Source organism: Acidisoma sp. L85, from assembly GCF_009765865.1.
Classification (GTDB): Bacteria; Pseudomonadota; Alphaproteobacteria; order Acetobacterales; family Acetobacteraceae; genus Acidisoma.
The window spans coordinates 128,728-148,452 of sequence record NZ_LMUQ01000052.1 but is presented as its reverse complement, the minus strand read 5'-3'; the positions used below and the strand labels follow the sequence as shown (position 1 = coordinate 148,452).

The window sequence follows — 19,725 nt, the reverse complement described above, 5'->3', positions numbered from 1 at the left end:
ACGTCGAATCCCTTTTTCTTTGCCGCAGGCTTGGGTGCGAGGTGCTTTGGAATGGGCGCCCTCGATATGATGGGCAATCCCGCGAACAGACATGCACGGATCGTGCTGGCCTCACTCGGAAGGCGATAAACCTGTTGTACGAGCGTCAACTTGCGACGCATCGCGGCTGTCAGTCCCAGTCGCGCGAAGATATGCGCGCCGGGGGCTAGATCCTCGTCCGTATCCGGGTCGTCGCCGATGTCGATTTCCGACGTTTGGACGGGGGAGTCGATTGCGGGGGCAGTTGTGGCCGTATCCTCGGCCGTATGCGTGTCAGCACTCACGAGATTAAGCCTGTCGGGCACCAGCGGCGGTGACGAAGGACGGCCCGCGAGCGGGGGTATGCTCGAAGCCGCAGACGAGAGTCTGCCGCAACTGCTCGGCGACCGACGTATGGTTCAGAACGGCGCGGCGCTTCAATTCGTCAATGAACACCTCTGGTAGGCTGACGGTGTAGCGCGTAAATCCAGGCGGTAGCATGATGTTAAAATCCTGTGAGCGGGGGTTGAGTAGTCATCTGGTATTCTATCTACCAGCAAAGTGATGAACTACCTAGCCCAGAATCGGATGTTACTTAAGATTTGCGCGTGGGTCTGCCATGTGGATTCTAAATGCCTACTTTTATTCTTTGGAGACACGAGGAATTACTTCAAAACATGGATGGCGCCTCTTGCGCCTGCGAAGGAACATAAAACTTTTTTAGAAGTCAAGCGGTTTGTTCGTAGGGAGCGGGAAGCCGAATGGCGGTCAGCCTATGAAGTCAGCCAAGCATCGGCGCGGGGATGGCCCGCGTCGACCCAGGCCAGCGGCAGTTTTGACGCGGTTTGGTGAGTCTGGTGAGTGTTGTGAGTTGGTTTCCAACTGTACATAGAAAACTAGCAGAACACATATAAAGGCAGTTGTAGTATTTATAACGATATGAGAATGATAGTTCTCTACGCGTAATCGAAAACCAACTCACCAGACTCACCAGACTCACCAGAATATGGCCTTTGAGGATACGGGAACACAACATCTAGTGGTATCCTGGCCCAACCACTGCCCTTACTCGATAAACTTAGCCACGCGGACTTCATCCCCACCTATTGCCAAACTAAGCGCGACAGAAAGCCGAACAAAATTAAGGCCGGATATCGATGAGGATACCCGGCCCACTGGCGATCAGTATGAAGCCCGCCGCTAAGCCGCGCGGTGTCGGTCCCATGCCGCCACGTCCACCGCTTTAGCCGGTGCCGTCTCGATCTCAACGCCGCTCCCGCCCAGTGCCGTCAGTGCATTCCAAAACAGAAAGTCGAGGCTGGGCCGAACTTGGGGGTCCGCATCGCGGTAATCGCCCACGAAGCTATGCCGGTCCAAGGCCGCGCTTTCTTCGTTGAATGCCTGATGCCAAACGAGCGGCGTCCCATCACCCAGGACAGGCCGCGTAAAGACCTCCCCCGGTGCGTTGCTACGTTCCCACCAGCAATCGCCAAAGCCGGGGTGTGCGCCGCTCATCAACACGCGGTGGCCTGTGCCGAGCCACTGTAGCTCGCCCACCGGCCCGAAGGCTGGATGATGGAGATGCGCCACCCCACGGCCCCCAACGGGCTTGGTCGTGCGGAATAGCCAGAGATAGTCGCCTTCCGCGTCTCGCCTGCACCAAAGGCCCCCGCTGCCGGTGGCTTCGATGAGACTGTGCTCGACCACCGTGGCAAGCTCGCGGGCCTTCCTTGATGGCCACGTGTCAGGTCGGTTTGGAGTGAGTAGTGTGCGCAACAGAATGGCGCAGAAACTCACGCCTTGATGAGCGTGACCCAGCCGCAGACTAACGGCGGGATCTTCCCCGCGCTCTCCGTGAAGCAATTCGGCGGGCCATCCACTTTGGGCGGCCATGGTAAAATCATTCAGCGCAGAGCTTGACTTTTGGCCTGCATTGGTATAGGAAATATCATTCATTAAGGTTACTCGACTATATCGGCGCGGCTCTTGCAGGAGCTAGCGCCGATTTTCATTTCTACGTTGTGGGTTGTGGCACGTCACGTGCCGTAAGAGATGCCAGGCCAAGCCGAACAAGCTCTTTCGTTGCGCTGGTCCGCGACGCGAAGCCACCCGCAACCTTGAAAGCATCGATATCGGCTAATAGCTGTTCGTTAACGCTCAATGCGCGACGATGGCTCGTGTCCCGCGTGCGGGGGGCTCTAGGGGCTTTAGCCACGGGCTACCGCCTTGGCTCGCGCCATGTCGAGGCCGGCCTGTAGAAGTGTGCGGAAGGCGTCGGTTGTGCATTTAAATCGGTGAGCGTGCGCATAGACATCAACTGCGTACGCGAGATCTCCAAGGTCGACCGGAAATGTCGGTCGTAGGGAGCTGTCAGTCATAAATAGTCCTTTAAGTATCAAGAGGGTTTCACTTCCTTTATAGCATTTCGGATACGCATCACCTACGGATGGGTATACTAAAAAAGACGAATCGGAACGTGGCAGCGCCTACTTAGACGTCCCCGACGGAGCGTCATAATTTAACAGACCAATGGCCGAGCGATTGCGGGTGTGGTTAGCTACTAGCACCATGCAGCTGTGAAACGGTCCCGAATATACCTGCAAAATGCTAGGCCCCTCCCGTGCCACTCCAGAATTGGAGAAATCACTTCCTGACCTCATCCTATTCAGATATTTACTATCACGTATAGTATTATTGACTCGCGCCAACCACATGCCGAACGACGACTACGGAACTCGCCGACTAAACCGGCGCAAGTTGAGCCGGTTTGTTCCCTATCTCGAAGCCGATGTGGCGAAGAGTCATAGGTCACGGCGGCATCTCTAGGACCAATCCGTGCCGCGATGTACATTGATCCTTGTCGGCGCTGTCCTAGCGGCGCCGACGATGATGGGTGTGGCTTTCAGCCGGAAACTTACTTTTACGCATTAAAGGCGGCCTCCTCACGGAAGCCGCCTTTTCTGTTTTCATCGTCGTCGTCGTCGTCGTCGTAGATAAAATTGCGTGATGCGCCGCCGCGCTAGGTTACCTCACATTCCTATAATATGCGCCAAACGCCAGGGTAAACGCGGCGCTTGGATATTGGCCGAAAATCCGTTCACCGGGCTGCTCAGCAAGCCATGCGTCGATGAGTTGCACGCCACGCGACCCCAACGTCGCAAAGAGGTCGAATCGACTCCGGTGCTGCGTCGCCTGCGCGAAGCTATACAGTCCGCCATCGCCAATCGTGAGTTGCAGCAGCGCATCGCGTGGCGTCGGGTCCATCAAACCACCGATGCTGCCGGGATCCCACGCGAACTCATAAATTGGGAATGTGAAATCACCATTGCCACCGGGCACCGCGAGATTACCTTTAATCGTGCTCATGATTTAGACCCTCACCGAACCGTAGGGACCTACAAGCCGAACGGAGAACAGTTCTCCCATATCGACGAGGTGTGCGACCTTGAGAGAGTATCCACGAACCGTAGCACCCCCTTCCGCGCTTTTGAGACGCACATGCGCGTTGAAGGTATCGCCGACTTTGAATGTGGGCTTGTAGTCACCGGTCCAGCACACGGCCGAGATGCTTGGCACGCCGCCTGTTTTGGTTCCGTCGCGGGTGTGAGAAATTCCGTCATCCCAATGCAGCTGCGAAAGAACTGGATAGGACATGTCCGCAAGAATCAACCAGTTCACGTCGGTTGCTAGTTGATCTTGGAATGCGGGTCTTGCGGGTGGGCTGTTAAAGCTTGGAGATGGGTAAGGCACAGTCGAGACTTTCAAAAGCAAAAGGCGGTATCGTTATTGATGTGCGCCGGTAAGTATTTTATAGCATGTCCTGTGCGCCCCTTCGTATAGTTGGAGAACAGTTTTAGCGCTGTTTTAGAAATAAATTCGAGCGGTCCTCCATACGCTATGTGCGCGACTTCATGCTATTCGGCCCGGCGCCGGTTCCACTATTATGCCGTCTTACCTTCTCTCCCCGATGAACTTTGCGGGCTCGCTGTCTACGTCGTTCCCATATGGGAAACCGCGTGGGCTGCGGGGATGCAAGGCTCATCAAGTCATATATCACTACAGGACCTACGGACGTTGATTCTCTGTTGACATAGCTCATGCATGGGAGCAAATTGCCTTCACCAAGACGGAGACAGCGAATCCCATGTTGCAGACCCGCAGTTTCGTTTCTTACCTCCGGGTCTCGACGGACCGTCAAGGCAAGTCTGGCCTGGGGCTAGAGGGCCAGCGTGAGGCAATCGCCCGCTTCTGTGCGGCAGAGGGTTTGACTGTCGCGGCAGAGTATGTCGAGGTGCAGTCAGCCAAGGGGACAGACGCCATTGAACGTCGCCCGAAGCTTGCTGCTAGCCTTGCCCACGCCAAACGCCTCGGCTGTGCGGTAGTGGTCGCCAAGTTGGATAGGCTCTCCCGTGATGTGGCCTTCATCTCTTCTCTAATGTCGCGGGGCGTGCCCTTTCTCGTTTGCGACCTCGGCCCCCACGCGGATCCTTTCATGCTGCACATCTACGCCGCGTTGGCCGAGCAAGAGAGGCGTATGATAAGCACCCGCACGAAGATTGCTCTCGCTGCTGCTAAGGCCCGTGGTGTCAAGCTTGGTGGTGATAGAGGCTATCGCCCCGTAGGCTTCGCAGGTCGCGAGGCTGGTCCTAAGGCTTCCGCCGAGGCCCGCACTGCTGTTGCCAATCAACATGCATACAATGTGGTGCTCTCCATCCGTGAGATACGTGCAGAAATGGGTGCAGACATCAGCCTACAGACCATCGCTGATGAACTGACACGGCGAGGCATTGCTACGCCTCGTGGCAGTATGTGGACCGCTACCGCAGTGCGTCGCGTGCTCTTGCGTGTGGAGGCTGAGGGCTGATGAGGTGTTCAGGTTAGGTCAGACGTTTCTAAAACCATCTAGACCCTAACGCGCATTCCGGCGATCGTACTGCTACCCTATCCGGTGAAGGTACGGTCAAAGCGCTGGTCAGGTATGTACAGGGGGCATGGAGTGGGGCAGGATCCGGTGCCCTCTGCGAGGCGGGTCAGGCCCCCAATCCTGGTCAATGCTATTTTAACGGCCTTCTAAAAGTGGCTCTTTCTTGCCACAAAATTCATTTACCAGTCCCATACATCGGCCCCAAAATTTTCTAGCAATTTCTACGATAAAGTTTTCTCAAAGTCTTCTAACTATAGGCTGGGCTCACGAGCGGATGATAGGGATAGGACTACAAGATCCATTCATCCATTTAGAAGTTCACCGATGCCTAAAGTCACCGATACCGCTAAGCCTTTCCGTAAGACCATTTACAGTCGCAAGCGAGCACATCGCCTTGAATTGATTGCTGCCGCGAAAACCGCTGATCCCAACACGGCCACGTATGTTTCTGACGTGACTTGCCTTCGCGGACATACCGGCCTCCGCTACATTGCGAATGATGGTTGCCTCCACTGTGTCCAATTTAAATGGGACACTAAGGCTACCAGGCTTAAAGCCGAACGGCTTGCTGGGGACGCACGATAGTGCCCGCCATCACGATTACGGGTAATCCCGGAAAAGGCAACAACAGCGGCGAAGGTGACGGTAGCAGCGAACAGGGCGGCGGTAATTTCATCGATGCCTACAATTCGCGTCGCATCGAAACTAGCTACAACAAACTGCGCTCCCAACAGCGCCAAGAGGCCACCTGGCAGAACCAGAATTTTGATTCCGTGCGGCGTCACTACCAGGCCGAGGCAAAACTCGAAAATGCTAACTTCGACCTTCTTCGGAAGCATGCGCAGGTAGAAGCTCGATGGGAAGACCAGAACCACAACATGCGTCGCCGCCAGCAGCGACAAGAGGCAGACTACCACAACAAGAGCATCGATGCCCGCACTAAGCGACAGCAGCAAGCCGACCAGAATTTCCTGAAGACATACGCTGCTGCGAGCCGTGAGAACGCGCGGTATGACTCCCGCAGTGCCGCCGCATCGTATCACGCGATGCGCTACAACGCGGACCGCGATAACACCTCTTATGACATCGCCAACCGTCCCGGTCCGCCCGGTCCACGTTATCGGCGCGGACGGCATTTCGGCTACGGCATGTCCCAGGCGGGTCGTGCGCTCGAAGGTCGTTCCGGTGGGCTAGGTGGCATCGGCCGTGCCGCCAGCACGTTCGGTGAAGCCGGTTCGCTCGCGGGTGGCCTGGAGGCAGGTGCCCTTGGGCCAATTGGGATCGGCGGGCTCGCGGCTTTTGACGTGCTCAAGGCAGCCTACAATTTGCCGGGCAAGGTCTCCGGCATGATCGATGACATGCTGTCACAGGCCGCGCCATATATGGCGTATCAGCGTGGGACCTCGGCTATCGGAAATGCCGGTGGCTATGGTGCGGATGCATTGCGCAACTCGCTTTTCAACCGAACCGGGCCGCTCCCGTGGGAGTCGCGTTACGGGCTAGGTCCACAATCGGCACTCGACATTTATTCGGCTTATGGCAACCGGGGGGATAGCGCGGGCATGCTTCGCGGCGTCGTCTCCGCTTCCGCCCAGGCGGACCAGACGGCGTATCTCGGCGGCTTGGGTGCGTCTCGTTACGCCGCTGGTCTCGGCCAATACGAGACATTGCTCGGGCCGTCTTACATCCAGGCTAGTGCCGACGCCGATACGAACAGCCCAGACAGTGACTCCAACGCGTCCACGGACAAGTACTTTTCCCGACTACAAAGGGTGATGGCGAAGGCTACGAGCCTCGGCCTCGACCACTCGAAGGTCGCCGACACCATGCAAGGGATGCTGCAAATCGCGGCGAGCAGCGGCAGTGCAAATATCAATCCGGGTGGGCTCGCGAACCTATGGGGCCGTCTCGCGGGTAGCGGTGCTGCCAATATGCGTGACGGTTCGGGTGTCCTCTCAGCTATGAGCAGCCTCTCCGGCGAGTCCAGCTCGCTCGGCTATAGTGGCAATACCATCGGCAATATGGCCTTGCAGCGTTGGGTTAACCAAAAAGGCGGGATGCAATCCACGGCGGCGGGCGTTGCGAAGCAGCTGGGCATAGGTGGAACACCCACGCCGCAACAATCCTACCTTATTTCCAATGCCGTAGATGCCGCGAAGCAAGGAAACGTGCTAGCTTATGCATCGTCGATTAAGAGTATGCTGACACCGAGCCAGATGCTGGATGCGGATATTCAGTATACTGGTGGAATGGGGCTCACGGGCGCCGCGCAGACAGCTGCCATCGCCAGTATGAGCGGCATGCCGGTGAGTGACGTCGCCGCTTATCTTTCGCAGCCCAGTGGTGGCAATCTGCCAGACGTCCCCGGAAGCGTGAAATACGGGCGCATCAGCGATTACAACTTCCAGGCCATTATGGATGCGGCGAAGGCGACGGGCGTTGATCCACGTTCTTTGCTAGCTACGGCAGCGGTAGAGTCCAACTTCGGCAACGACCCGAACGCGAGCAAAGGTGGGCACGGCGGGATTCTCGAAGTGACCCGCGACACCTTCAACGATGGCCAGAAGAACGGCTATATCGACCGCGATGTAACCTGGGACCAAGTGCAGAGTGACCCACGTGTCGGAGCCTTAGTCGGTGCAGAGGTCTGGAAGCAGAAATCAAAAGGCGGCAAAAGCGCCTTGCAAACGGCGCTCGCATACAACGGCGGTGGAAACGGTAAATATGGCCAGCTTTGGGGTGCCGCATACGATAACCTGGGGAATTTAAACCTCGCGCAAAATGGCTTGCTGTCTAAAGCCCAGACCCTCGACATGGGTGTAGCAGAGCAGGTATTCAAGACCACGGATGCGACCTTCGGCGGTAGCCTGGGTGACAGCGTTATATCTCTTGCGGGCAACGTTGCTACCGCGTCGGACTCTGTCGCAGCATTCGCAAGCGCCGTGCAAAAAGCTATGGCAGAAATTAGTGGCGGTCACGACAAGGGTTGGACTCAGCACCCCAGCGGTAACAGCTTCGGCGGTGGCGGCTTCCACGGGTTCAAGACTGGTCACGAAAGTTCAGAATTCACCCGCCCAGGCGGGGCACGCGGACCCGGTCCGAAGCAAGCTTAATACAGGAAATTATCGACATGATTATAGAGTTCAGCAATGGATCTATCCGTTGCGCTTCCGCCCCACGACCACGCAATCGGGAACAGTTGATTGCCCACTACCGCAAGGCCTTCCAGCCTTCGCTACGGCAACCCGGCAACCGTGTACGGAAAGCCCTGGGCGGATCAATTTCAGGCTTTCGTCTGTATCTGATGGAGGAGGTAGGCATGGACTACGACACAGCGGACATCTATTCCAACGCGCTCGCACACATGCTCGCCACGTAGTGACTTAATCCTCTTCGCCGTAAAGGCGAAGCCCCTGGGTGACGGTTACTATGGTGGGGCCTCACCCCGGGGTCGATAGTTTCGCCATATGGTGAAAAGCCTGGGGGCGATGTAGAGGCCCAACCCCATCGTCCCCCGGTAAAAGAAAACCCGCCGATTAGGGCGGGCCGTTCGGCATTCAGTTGTAGGCGATTAGGTCAGCGGCGCAACGTGAAGGTTGGCTCGACCCGCGTCCGCCACGTGGCTTCGTTCAAGTCGTATGCGGCATCCGGTGACATGCGCGGTGCGGGCTGGCCGAGTTGCACGGGGTTCGCGGACTTCCACGGCTCGGCATGCTCCGGTGCCCATGGGCGGGCAGCTTGCTGACGGAGCCACTTCTCACGCGATGTCTCCCTCGGCCACAATGTGTAGATGCATACCCCAACGAAGAGCGCTACTGGTGCGGCGAACATCGCCCAGACGACGCCCATTTCCGCGTCTTGCCCGAAGAGTCCCCCGGCAATAATCGCGAAGATGCCGAAGATTACCACCAGCGCACCGGCTGCCACCCTGCACAGCAAGGCGACGATCCGCCATGCGAACCACGTCTGGACGAAGTTCATTGGCTCGCGGTCATTGGGGTGGTTGTCGTAGCCGTTCATGAAATGCCTCCCGCTTAATACCGTGCCAATATACACGGGCGGGACGGTGGAGTCGAATCCATTCCGATGCCGATCCAAGTGTTTCCGTCTCACTAGTTTCCCTTATAATACGCGATATATCGTAATTGCGATATCGATTTCTCACACTGCCGGGCAATACGTGCCGAAATGGCTATAGAGGCTATTTCGCTTTCTCGCATTGAGCTAGAAAGCGTTGTGCATAGGCTAGCGATGCATCTTCAACAAAACTGGAGTTAATTACCCACAGCCAGCCGCTCAACGTGCCACACAGAAAGAGTTCGACTATAATTCCGGCGATCAGCTGAGATTGATCAGATCGCGCGCAGATGAAGTAAGTGTTACCTGCCAATGCCATCAGGGTCAGCAATATCGCGACGAGCTTTAGCCCGAGTAGATTCCTACGAAAGCCATATGTGATGTTCTCACTATGTAGCATGGAACTCTTGGTATTTGGCCGAGTGTGTTCAAGTAGCCAATCCACAGCAGAGTGATAGCTGTCCGATGCAGCAATGGGGTCCGCCCTCTCCTGCTCCAGATCAGGCACCTCTAGCCCGTGCTTCCTCAAATATCTATGGTAACGAGCCTTCGTCGTCGCGGGAATATGCGGGTCCGCGTGGCTAAGTAGGGCGGCGGTCTTCGCCTTTCCCACTTTGTTGCCAAGCTTCTTTTCCACTCTACGACCCTGGTATCGAACGAATTGAACAAGGCCGTAGATTAATCCGCACCCTACGACCAGCGAGACAAGGCTACCCAGTAATGTCCAGACCGTGGGGAGCCAGAGGAGTATGACCACGAACGTAGGCAACAAACAGAGGAGGGCTGGAGATATGCGAGCTATCCGGTCGTAGCGGTCAAACCCGCTCGCGGTTAGAAACTGTTCCCATGCCACCTAAGGCTATTCTTCCATGTCTTCGGGGTAAGCTACCGGGATCGCTGCGCTCCAGCCGGCTCGGGCAGGTGCGTTGTGGCCCGTGCGCGTGGTGCCCCTGCCGTCATCGGTTGAGATGAGCTTTGCACCCCGATGTATGAACGCCCGCTTTACCACCTTGCGCGGATGCTGTTCGTCCTCTTCTGCCGCGCTTACAATCGCTGTGAAGCTTTCCAATCCTGAGGCCGGAGGGCTCAGCAGGCGCTCTCCAAACCAGCGGTCAAGGATTTCCGTCGATACGTTATGGCGCCCGCCGTGATGCGGGACCTGAAAACGGTTCACGCCTCCGGGGAGTGTTAAGCCAACAGCAGGTGCATAGTTGGCGGCTTCGGTCAGCCCATCCCTACCGGTGTCGGCAGTTAATACGATGGTCTGATTGCAAAGACGTGCGAACTGTACAACGCTCATCTCATTCTCGTTGCTCGTACCATCTTGGGGAAACACTTCAAGCCCCCAGGAGGCTCGAATGAACGCTGTTGTGGCCCTCGCGGCATCGAAGACGAACTGACTGGCGCGCACTAGCATATTGTCGTGAGCCGTCTCCTCCGGCGTTTTGGCAGATGAAGCCACCAAGTTCAGGTATCGTGCCCGAGTGGGAGATAAGACTGTGAATTCGCCTATTCTGACTCCCTGTAGGGGTTCACAAATTTTGATACCCCTGCGGTTCGCGATCTTCTCCAACTCCGCAAGATAAGGATATGCCTCACGTAGTCGTCTCTTCAGATTTTCCGGATTGCTATAGGAAAATCTAGGGAGCAACTCATCAACATAGTTCCAAGGCAGCAGCATCCAGAGAGTCCCAATTGCAAAACTCTCAATAACTGCCTGCAAGCCCTCTGCATGATCTTGATCGGGATGCGTCACTACGACGTGGTCTATAAAGGCTGGTCTGTCGTAGAACTGATTGATGTGCGCAACAAGCTTTTCGCCCGTTGCCTGATAGCCTCCATCCACCACGTGAATGCAAAGACTGCCACCCACTTCATATCTAATTCCAATTGCGTCGCCACTTTTGGCTGTGTGAACTTCTAGAAAATCGATCTCGAAGAAATCGGCCACGCAAGATGTCCTTCCGCGTTCAAATTCAGGTTTGCGAGGTAAAAAACGTGCTCACAAATGAAGAGCCGTCCGGCTAGTGCGGACCACCGTCAACACCTGATCTTGTGCCTAAAGTCGCAAATTGACAGCTACATATAGTACGCCGCGAGTCGCAGCAGATGCGCAATTATTGCACTTCCTAATTCGCCTCAGATAGGCATCCGGTTAGTTAACGTACTGCGGTTTGATGCCCCGCCTTGTGGATTACGGGGATTTGTAGCCTCAACTCCAACCGTATTGCGTGATTACCCTGTTCAACGAAAAAGCCGCTCAGCGAGCGGCTTTTCTACGTCGAACGCTGTTAGCGTCTAGGTCACCCGCCAACCGCCCCGCGCCGCCGCCGCCGAATAACCCGACACCGGAAACCCATCGCGTCCAGCTCATCCAGCAGCGCCACCGCTTCCGGCTCGGAGGCATCCAGGGGACGGGACAAGCGCAGACACACATCGGCTTGCCCACCGCAGGAGAATGCCTTGCCCAGCCGCTTCGTGATGACCGGGGTGTTGGGCAGTTTCAGTACCCGCCATATCCGCGCGGGCTCGGAATTTTCGGGATAAGGCGTCACGTCCATGATTAGGACGGCAGCCTCCCCGCCGTCGCGCCATCTCCGCAGCATGACCCGGTGGGCTCGGCGGGCTCAAGTTCGAATTGCAAGTCATCGATAATGCGCCACCCATCCCGGGGGATGAGGGCGGGGCAATCGTCATATTCCTCGGCATCCAGGGCATGTAGGGCAGCATCCAATGCTTTGCCGAAAGTATCCTTGTCGGGAGGCAGACCGGACTCAAGGGCTTCGATTACCACGTCCAGAGCCTTGCCAAGAAGACTGGCGGGCGGAGGGGGCGCGGGATTCGTGATGGCGGTTGTTATGTCTGACATAATATAACTCCTACTGTTGGTGGGTTGCTATGGCAATGATATTGCAGCAATCCCCAATACTTATAAAGACGGTCTTAAGTATGCCTAAATTGTCGAAAGACCGTAGTGGACTCTCGCGGGACTTGAGGTAATATAATTGCCTGCCAAGAAGTATACATCTCACATGTATACTTCGGACTGCTAGGTTCAAATCCTTAGACTGCGGGTTTTTATTCTGCTGGCCGATCTCCGAGCAAGGGATATCTTGCCACGTGGTGCGCAAGGGTAACCCAGTTCGGCCGGGCGCGGCATTTCCCACATACTAACCGCCGCACGACTGACCCCACCTTGGTCGCGTTGCCCATCGCCTCAATCAGATCTTCGACGGGTAGCTCACGTGGCCGGGGGCATGACGGGCTTGGGCACTGGACAATGATGCGCCAGCCCGACCATTTTCCGAGAGGTTCGCGCAAGGCCTCTTGGCCCCGCCTGCGGCGTCGCTCGCCTTCCGCTGCTCGTACGTCCGCGTCATCGTCCATACCCGGCACATATATGAGTTCGCTTATGGGGGAACATACCGGGAACTTACGTTCCGGGGGAGTCACATCTCGGGAATCATGGTCCGATTTGCCTCAAACTGAGGCGCGGCCGAGGCTGCGGGCTAGCGCGTGCCCGCTTTTCGTCACGTCTACCAGCACCGACCTTCTATCGCCGGGATCGATGACCCGGCGCACCAGGGCGTGTTCCGTAAGTCTGTCTAACGCCCGCGTTATTGCTGGTTTGCTGACATCAAGAGCCGCCGCGAGACCCCGAACGGTTTGCCGCGTTTCGGCGGTATGGGCGGTTAAAAGCACCGCGAGCTGCCGCATAGAAAGGTCGGGGTCTTTCGTTCGCACCATCCCGAGGACGCTGCTAAGCAGCCCCAAAAGAAGCTTGTCGCTAGTTGCCTCTTCGTCGCGAGGGCGCTGGGCCATGGATTGTATCGTTCCGTAACGTGTTCGCCTCTAAGTGATCTAATTGTGACCGATTAGCGAGCCGCCTCACAGTTTCGTGAGCATCAATCACCGCAATTAGATCAGTGGTTCGGATTTGATGACGAATGGCGCCCCCCCCCCGCGTTAGCCTTGGGGACAGCCGCCGACAGCGCGGCGGAGCGGCTCGGACGGCTTGGCGTTACCGGGGATCACCTTCCCGAGGAGGTTTCGCACCTTCGATTCGACCGACGTGTCGGCTGCCATCGAAAAGTTCGGCGGTCTCCCGTGGCGCCAACACCTTCGCTACCGCCGACCGTGCCGATACATCGTCGGCGCCACCAGCAGTCTAAACTTCGCTCGCCAATGCGAGACGCCCACCCGCAGCGGTGCGGTAGAAATTGTAATTAGCCATGCCGATTGTTGTCCCGTGTACGCACTTCCATCTGCGCGCGCTCGGACTTAGCGCCGTCATGTAACCGCCGCACAACGGGTGCTCTCACAAGACCGCAACATAGCTGTGTGTTCCGATCCACCGCCTGTATTTAATTACAACTGCTCGGAGACTTACGCGGCAGTTCTAGCAGGCCTTTCGGTAGGGCGAAGCCATCCAACAGCATATCCGCCCATAACTATGCCAGTTCCCGTCTAAGAGAAGAGTAGGCGGCGCTACTAGAGCATGCCGTACGATTTGAGGACCGCGCATACGCCTGAGATGGCCAACCCCGTGGCTGACATGGCGACCAGGAATATTTTGAACTGTAATTATTCTTCATCGTGAGCCTTCCGATGGAGGAATGGGAAGCCTGTCGAGTTTCAGAAGAAGGCTGTCGATGATCAGGGAAGCGCCTAAAGTCCTATCGGTTCCCTCATGAATGCGGTGGAGATTGGCGCGGACTACGATCGCCTGCCCTTCCTCTTGGGTTAGGGCACCCGAGCCTTCCAGGTATCGCAAAAGCCCGGTGAGCACGGCTTGTGGGGATAGAGCATTGTGGGCGCGCGGCATGGCTTGGCTCCATATGGAACGGCTCTGCCTTACCTACGTGCGACTAATACTTTTGGATGAGCTATTCGCCACCGGGTAGTTCGGCGCCCGTGATTTTGCCCACGTGGCGGATGCCCTCCCACAGTTCGGCCGTCTCTTGCGGGGCTAAAGACAGCGCAACGACCTCGCGTGCGGACGCGTCATCGGCGCACGCAACTTCACCGGTGCTTACCACATGACCAGCCGTACCCAGACGGTAGAAGGTGTAGACAACCAACCCGTTCACCCCTGATTAGGCGAGCAGGAGTAGAAGGGGAATCTGTCCCTCCTGCGGCCCTTCCTGGGCAATGGTGTGAATGTCAGACAACCCCAGCTGCGCGGCCTCGCCACGTTGCGGTCTGGCCGGCCGGCACCTCAGCGATAAGCGGGGTTCCCAAGGCGCCTACAGAGCGCTCGCCCGCTCGGCGTCACTTCGAGCCTTGCGGCGCGCGTTTACTTTCGCCTCGACCCCGGCGCAGATGATTTTGGCGATGGCGGATGAGATTGACGGGACGCTCCAGGACCAGGCGGCCTAGTCGTCACCCATGACGTGCCGTGCAGCGCGTCCGCCGACATAGACCAGCGCGGCGGACGCTAAGAGTATTGCGGCGCGGGCCATTTCGTCGCCGCTGTCGACGCTCGCAGTGTTCAACAATGATGCGACGAACTCGAGCGAGGCCATCACCAAGAGAGCAGCCGTCGCGACAATCCAAAGCCACCACGCCGCTCGGGCAAACGCTTCCGAGCGCTCCAGTGTCTCGATGCCCACAACCGTTTTCATCAGTTTCCTTCCCGCTGCGGGTTATTGACGCAGTTGCTCTACCTGCGGTGATCCTAACGCCCTATCAGCTCGCGCGTAAAGACGCCGCGTCCGCTTATCGATCTGCAGGACACTGGCCAGGACGGCACAACGGTCCGCGAGATGATGCCTGAATGAGCGCGCGGCTACGGAAGGTAGCGAGCACCTTCCCCCCTGCAAATCGAGCTAGTTTGATTCCTGACGACTGACGCGGCAGAGCACTGCTAAGACTGCATCCAAAGAGAAATCCAACGGCATCGAAGCGGGAAAGATCGTCAGGCCGGCGGGATTTGCGCTCTGCAACTGGTTAGCTCGTCCAGCTGCCTAAGCATGTCTCGAAGGAGTTCCCGCCCGGCAGTTACCTGAAGCGCTCCGAGTACTTCCTTTCTGCCTGATAGCGCCAACACAGCCGCGAGGACATGATCCGATTCCTTCAGCAGAAGAACGAGATGATCGCCGCGAGGACCGTTCTTAGCGGCAAACCAGTTCTTAACGGCTCTCTCGTGGGAGCCCGTTAAGCGCGCAACCGTCTTGATTGCCGAAGTGTGCTGCCCGTAGCCGTCCCTGAGCGCCTTTGCCATCGCACCAGCGAATGTAGACCGAGATGAGCTGCCCGGAATCTTTAGGTCCAACTTAGATAACGACATTCCTGTAGTCCCTCCGTGATGATGGCGGGGTAATTGTCGCTCGCGGAACGCGTTAGTCGGAAGGGTGACGAGCAACCGTGTCTGGCCCGCTGAACTCTAAACGTGTGAAGAACCTAGACCAGGCAATCAAAGCTGCGCTCTATGTGCGAATGTCGACTGACTTGCAGAAATATTCCGCCGAGAACCAAGAGATTGCGCTAATTGCATACGCGGCGAGTCATGGCATGGAGGTTGTTCGCACCTACGCTGACGAAGGCCGCAGTGGTCTAAATCTCGGAGGACGAGACGCGCTTCAGCAGCTCATTGCTGATGTGGAGAGTCGCCGTGCAACTTTCACAGTCGTCCTCGTATATGATGTTAGTCGATGGGGACGCTTTCAAGACGCCGACGAGAGCGCCTACTACGAGCACCTCTGCAAGCGTTACGGGGTCAATATACATTACTGTGCCGAACAATTCGAGAATGACGGTAGCATGTCGTCGACCTTGATCAAAGGTCTCAAGCGCTTCATGTCAGGCGCCTATAGTCAAGATCTGTCTAAAAAAGTCTTCCTCGGTTCGTCCCGGCTCATTTCGCTGGGATTTCGGCAGGGGGGTGTTGCGGGCTATGGCCTTCGTCGACTACTCGTGGACGAACACCTTGTACCTAAAGGCGAGTTACTGCGTGGTCAGAGGAAGCATCTTCAGACGGACCGCGTAGTGTTAGTTCCCGGTCCTCTGATCGAGGTCGAAACGGTGTCAAGGATTTACCACCTCTTCACAAGCGGAGGACTAACCGAGAGCGGAATTGCGGGGATTTTGAATAGTGAAGAGGTCGGAAGGGGCGACTCGGCCCAGTGGAGCCGCGCCACTGTGCACGAGATCCTAACAAACGAGAAGTACTTAGGGAACAATCTTTACAATAGAACTTCCGCGAAGTTGAAGCAGAAAAAGACACGAAATCCTCCGCAGGATTGGGTAAGAGCCACGGGTGCCTTCACGCCACTTGTCGATGCAGATATGTTCTCGCGAGCTCAAAGCATTGTAGGTCGACGCACTCGACGTTGGACGGATGACGAAATGTTGACGCTCCTGAGAGCGCTACTGGACAAAGCTGGCCGTCTTTCGCGCGTGCTTATAGACGAGCAAAAGGAGATGCCTTCGAGCACAATTTACCGAAGACGATTCGATGGTTTGGCAAATGCGTATGCGCTCATCGGATACCATACCGACCGCGACTACCAGTACATCGAAGTCAAGCAGCGCCTTCGCATTCTGCATCCAACGATTATATCCGAGTTGATAGACGGGATTCACAGCTCTGGAAGCAGCATTGAAAGAGATAGCGGAACTGATTTGTTGCGGATCAATGATGAGTTTACCGTTTCAGTCGCCGTAATGAGATGCCGCACCTTAGCAAATGGCGGCCATCGTTGGAATATGAAACTCGACTCTCGGTTCCCTTCGGACTTAACAATAGCGGTAAGAATGGCGCCGGGTAACCTCGAATCGAGAGACTTCTATTTCCTTCCTCGATGGATCCTCGGGGGTGGGCAACTCAGGCTGTCAGAAAAGAACGGCTTGTTTCTGGATGCTTTGCGATTTGACCATATGAGCAAGCTGTTCGACATCGCAGAACATATCCCTATCAGGAGGCAGGATGACCGGTGATTCTTTGCCCGTGCACGACTTGCCGATCGCTAGTATCGCCGTCTTGAATCCAAGAGTTCGCCACAGAAAGACCTTTGGCGAACTGGTCGAAAGTATCGCTAAACTTGGGCTCAAAAAGCCGATAACCGTGCGTTCTCGTCCAGATCGTTCTGGATTTGACCTTGTCTGCGGCCAAGGAAGACTCGAGGCCTATATTCAATTGGGGCAGACAACCATCCCGTGTCTTATCGTGGACGCCACTCTCAACGACTGCTTGGTAATGAGCCTTGTCGAAAACCTTGCTCGAAGGAAGCACAGTCCTCTAGAACTTGTTCGCGAGATCGGCTCACTAGTAGAGCGAGGATATGCGCCCATCGAAATTGCCCGAAAAACCGGTTTTAGTCTTGAATACGTGTCGGCGATTTGCCTTCTTTTTGCGAATGGGGAGGAACGCCTTCTATCCGCAATGGAGCGAGGTGTTATCCCGCCCGGCATTGCGATCGAGATAATGCGGGCAAAAGACGAAGATGTTCAGCGTGCTCTGGCTGAGGCCTACGAAACGAGAGCCTTACCCGGCAATCAGATCGTTGCCATACGTCGAATCATCGAGGCGCGCAATTCCCTCGGTAGATCGCTGTGCAACAGCCCGAGTGGCAAGTCTCGTGCGAGCCGCGTAACAGCGACCGCACTTATCAGGGCGTATCAAGATCAGACGCAGAGGCAAAGAGCGCTAGCGAGGCAATCTGAGTTAGCTAAAAAGAGATTGCTCATAATCTTCACCACAATGAAGACATTGGTCAAAGACGAACACTTCATGACCCTGCTTCGAGCCGAGGACCTAGAGACCATGCCCAAGCAGCTAGTAGACCGTCTACACGAGGCGGAGGTTTAGTCGTTGACACAGCAGGTATCCTCAACATTTGAGAAGAGAACCCGCCTTCTGCAAGTCGAAGCGATTCTGCCTACGCGACAGATCACGACGCGAGTTAGGTGCTCACCCAGGTTTAGGCGGGTCGAAGCATCGCTCAAGGAAGTGGGGCTGGTGGAACCGCTAGTAGTCTCGCCACTCGTGGGATTCCCCGAGCGGTGGCTCCTCTTAGACGGTCACATACGACTGGCAGTTTTGCATAAACTTGGACGAAAAGAAGCAAGGTGTCTCATTGCGACCGAAGACGAAGGCTTTACCTACAATAAGAGGGTCAACCATCTCGCAACTGTTCAGGAGCACTTGATGATAGTCCGCGCGTTAGAGCGCGGCGTCGAGGCATCTCGCATTGCTGCGGCATTAAATATCGATCTCAGAAGCCTAAATATGCGCCGACAACTGCTGAATGGAATATGTCCCGAGGTGGTTGAATTGCTTAAGGACAAGATGGTCGGTGCGGAGGTCTTCTCCTCACTCAGAAAAATGAAGCCGCTTCGCCAGATCACCGTGGCTGAGCTCATGATCGCGGGTGGGAATTTGACGTCCACATACGCTCGGGCACTGCTATCTGGCACACGCGCTACTGATTTGAAAGATGTCCAATCTACGAGAAGAAAGACGTTGTCCCCAGAGCAACTTACCCGAATGAACCGTGAATCTGAGGCGCTACAGGCTGACTATCGAAACATCGAGCATTCATACGGCGAGGCGGTACTGGACCTCTTCGTTGCGACTGGCTACATAGCAAAGCTCCTAAGAAATATTGAGGTAGAACGATATTTGATGAGGAAATATCCGGAACTTGCAGAGGGACTCTCGCAAATCGTTTCCGCGGCTGCGCCAGAGCACGGCCTCGCCGCCTGACTCGGAAACCGCTCTTGCGTCCGAGCTGAACATCCCGCGGATCGAGTTTGGCTGTTGGAATCGTCGGACACTTTGCTGTTTCTGAGGACAGATCCGACTGCATAGAAAGTGCAAGTCACAGCCGCCAATCCGAGTCCCTTCTTATTTCAGAGATAGCTACTGAGCATAGACTCCGATGAGCTTGTCGGACTCGAACCAATCGTTAGCACTGTCGGATGGTTGCCGTTGGTTTCAGCTACAAAGCGTTGGCCAGCGGCCCGCATGGCGCAAACCGGGACTCTTCCACCTCATCGCTCGCATTTTTGTGTCGCTGGTGTTCGGCAGTCTCCTCTTTCTCCAGGGCATCGGCTTCATGTCATTCCTGGACCCAGCTTCCAGTCATCGATGCCTTAGACTTAGATGGGACATAGCCTTGTCGGCTTGCCCTTGGCCCGGGCACCTATCCCTCGCAGCGCTGGATATGCCCTCATCTTTGCCCAGCAGAGAGATGACTCCTTTGGAGCACCGCGAAGTTTAGAGAGGAAACGTCGGCAGCGCCAGGCGTGTTTCAGTGTCAACCCGCGAAACCGATCGAAAGGGAAATTGGGCGCGCACAACAGGTTGATCAACCGCAGGGCGCCGCGTCAACTCGAGACGAAGCGAGTTCTCAACACCTCCAGCAAGTGCGCATCAACGATTTGAGGATGCGGGCCGGTGTCGCCGCACTGCGAAGCCCATTATACGCCGCAAGGCGATAGCGCCAGAAAGGAGCGGGTATCCTTTTGCTTCAAGCGCGGAGGTGGTCCGAAGATGTCGCCTCTAGATTGCTAGCCGCGCAGCCTGAAGGGATCCAAAGGGGCTTCTCATCTCTAATCGCGACCTGCCCACCGCAATGATGTGGCTATCCCATCCGGCGTTGTCCAACCGAACAACGACACTAAGGATGATAAATAACGGCGGTGACCAGGCTGGAGCTTCGCTTTCCTTCTACGGCTCACTGTTTAGGCTTCGCCCTTTCCTT

16 protein-coding genes are annotated in these 19,725 nt (G+C 56.2%); 5 read left to right on the top strand and 11 right to left on the bottom strand.

Annotated features, from left to right (window positions below):
* Positions 1 to 327: 327 nt before the first annotated feature.
* The 4 genes from GSQ83_RS16485 to GSQ83_RS16470 all read right to left on the bottom strand — a co-directional run bounded on the left by GSQ83_RS16485 (position 328) and on the right by GSQ83_RS16470 (position 3,696).
* On the bottom strand, positions 328 to 519 hold the full coding sequence (locus GSQ83_RS16485) for a hypothetical protein (RefSeq protein ID WP_158803964.1): 192 nt from the start codon (positions 517 to 519) through the stop codon (positions 328 to 330).
* Positions 520 to 1,218: 699 nt separating this feature from the next.
* The gene (locus GSQ83_RS16480; RefSeq protein ID WP_158803963.1) at positions 1,219 to 1,911 is read right to left on the bottom strand and encodes a hypothetical protein; all 693 of its coding nucleotides are present in this window, start codon (positions 1,909 to 1,911) and stop codon (positions 1,219 to 1,221) included.
* A gap of 1,131 nt (positions 1,912 to 3,042) precedes the next feature.
* A complete protein-coding gene (locus GSQ83_RS16475) occupies positions 3,043 to 3,384 on the bottom strand; it encodes a hypothetical protein (RefSeq protein WP_158803962.1) in 342 nt (113 codons plus the stop codon).
* A gap of 3 nt (positions 3,385 to 3,387) precedes the next feature.
* Entirely contained in the window at positions 3,388 to 3,696 is a 309-nt protein-coding gene (locus tag GSQ83_RS16470) for a hypothetical protein (protein ID WP_216850243.1), read from the bottom strand.
* Between the two features lie 466 nt (positions 3,697 to 4,162).
* Between GSQ83_RS16470 and GSQ83_RS16465 the strand changes: the two genes are divergently transcribed.
* Together GSQ83_RS16465 and GSQ83_RS16460 are read left to right on the top strand one after the other, a co-directional pair.
* The gene (locus GSQ83_RS16465) at positions 4,163 to 4,882 is read left to right on the top strand and encodes a recombinase family protein (RefSeq protein ID WP_158803960.1); all 720 of its coding nucleotides are present in this window, start codon (positions 4,163 to 4,165) and stop codon (positions 4,880 to 4,882) included.
* 644 nt (positions 4,883 to 5,526) lie between these two features.
* The gene (locus GSQ83_RS16460) at positions 5,527 to 8,055 is read left to right on the top strand and encodes a transglycosylase SLT domain-containing protein (protein ID WP_158803959.1); all 2,529 of its coding nucleotides are present in this window, start codon (positions 5,527 to 5,529) and stop codon (positions 8,053 to 8,055) included.
* Between the two features lie 463 nt (positions 8,056 to 8,518).
* On the opposite strand, the gene GSQ83_RS16455 is transcribed toward GSQ83_RS16460, so the two are convergent.
* From GSQ83_RS16455 to GSQ83_RS16425, 7 genes are all read right to left on the bottom strand, one after another.
* Positions 8,519 to 8,962, bottom strand: a complete 444-nt coding sequence (locus GSQ83_RS16455; protein ID WP_158803958.1) for a hypothetical protein — start codon at positions 8,960 to 8,962, stop codon at positions 8,519 to 8,521.
* Positions 8,963 to 9,143: 181 nt separating this feature from the next.
* Positions 9,144 to 9,656, bottom strand: a complete 513-nt coding sequence (locus GSQ83_RS16450) for a hypothetical protein (RefSeq protein WP_158803957.1) — start codon at positions 9,654 to 9,656, stop codon at positions 9,144 to 9,146.
* 222 nt (positions 9,657 to 9,878) lie between these two features.
* Positions 9,879 to 10,970, bottom strand: coding sequence for a competence protein ComEC (locus GSQ83_RS16445; RefSeq protein WP_158803956.1), 1,092 nt, complete (start codon positions 10,968 to 10,970; stop codon positions 9,879 to 9,881).
* Positions 10,971 to 11,322: 352 nt separating this feature from the next.
* Positions 11,323 to 11,580, bottom strand: coding sequence for a hypothetical protein (locus GSQ83_RS16440; RefSeq protein ID WP_158803955.1), 258 nt, complete (start codon positions 11,578 to 11,580; stop codon positions 11,323 to 11,325).
* A gap of 2 nt (positions 11,581 to 11,582) precedes the next feature.
* On the bottom strand, positions 11,583 to 11,888 hold the full coding sequence (locus tag GSQ83_RS16435) for a hypothetical protein (protein WP_158803954.1): 306 nt from the start codon (positions 11,886 to 11,888) through the stop codon (positions 11,583 to 11,585).
* A 611-nt stretch (positions 11,889 to 12,499) separates the two neighbouring features.
* On the bottom strand, positions 12,500 to 12,841 hold the full coding sequence (locus GSQ83_RS16430) for a MarR family transcriptional regulator (protein ID WP_158803953.1): 342 nt from the start codon (positions 12,839 to 12,841) through the stop codon (positions 12,500 to 12,502).
* 1,553 nt (positions 12,842 to 14,394) lie between these two features.
* Positions 14,395 to 14,643: a hypothetical protein gene (locus tag GSQ83_RS16425; protein WP_158803952.1), complete on the bottom strand. Its 249-nt coding sequence runs from the start codon at positions 14,641 to 14,643 to the stop codon at positions 14,395 to 14,397.
* A gap of 742 nt (positions 14,644 to 15,385) precedes the next feature.
* Between GSQ83_RS16425 and GSQ83_RS16420 the strand changes: the two genes are divergently transcribed.
* The 3 genes from GSQ83_RS16420 (at position 15,386) to GSQ83_RS16410 (ending at position 18,725) form a co-directional block, all read left to right on the top strand.
* Positions 15,386 to 16,957: a recombinase family protein gene (locus tag GSQ83_RS16420; protein ID WP_256367237.1), complete on the top strand. Its 1,572-nt coding sequence runs from the start codon at positions 15,386 to 15,388 to the stop codon at positions 16,955 to 16,957.
* A complete protein-coding gene (locus GSQ83_RS16415) occupies positions 16,947 to 17,828 on the top strand; it encodes a ParB/RepB/Spo0J family partition protein (protein WP_158803951.1) in 882 nt (293 codons plus the stop codon). The genes GSQ83_RS16420 and GSQ83_RS16415 overlap by 11 nt, the downstream gene beginning before the upstream one ends.
* Positions 17,829 to 17,978: 150 nt before the next feature.
* A complete protein-coding gene (locus GSQ83_RS16410) occupies positions 17,979 to 18,725 on the top strand; it encodes a plasmid partitioning protein RepB C-terminal domain-containing protein (RefSeq protein ID WP_216850241.1) in 747 nt (248 codons plus the stop codon).
* Positions 18,726 to 19,725: the final 1,000 nt, after the last annotated feature.

Coding starts and splice junctions, on each gene's coding strand:
- GSQ83_RS16480 (WP_158803963.1), bottom strand. CDS start 1,911: ATGGCCGCCCAAAGTGGATGGCCCGCCGAATTGCTTCACGGAGAGCGC.
- GSQ83_RS16440 (WP_158803955.1), bottom strand. CDS start 11,580: ATGGACGTGACGCCTTATCCCGAAAATTCCGAGCCCGCGCGGATATGG.
- GSQ83_RS16485 (WP_158803964.1), bottom strand. CDS start 519: ATGCTACCGCCTGGATTTACGCGCTACACCGTCAGCCTACCAGAGGTG.
- GSQ83_RS16465 (WP_158803960.1), top strand. CDS start 4,163: ATGTTGCAGACCCGCAGTTTCGTTTCTTACCTCCGGGTCTCGACGGAC.
- GSQ83_RS16430 (WP_158803953.1), bottom strand. CDS start 12,841: ATGGCCCAGCGCCCTCGCGACGAAGAGGCAACTAGCGACAAGCTTCTT.
- GSQ83_RS16415 (WP_158803951.1), top strand. CDS start 16,947: ATGACCGGTGATTCTTTGCCCGTGCACGACTTGCCGATCGCTAGTATC.
- GSQ83_RS16425 (WP_158803952.1), bottom strand. CDS start 14,643: ATGAAAACGGTTGTGGGCATCGAGACACTGGAGCGCTCGGAAGCGTTT.
- GSQ83_RS16435 (WP_158803954.1), bottom strand. CDS start 11,888: ATGTCAGACATAACAACCGCCATCACGAATCCCGCGCCCCCTCCGCCC.
- GSQ83_RS16475 (WP_158803962.1), bottom strand. CDS start 3,384: ATGAGCACGATTAAAGGTAATCTCGCGGTGCCCGGTGGCAATGGTGAT.
- GSQ83_RS16455 (WP_158803958.1), bottom strand. CDS start 8,962: ATGAACGGCTACGACAACCACCCCAATGACCGCGAGCCAATGAACTTC.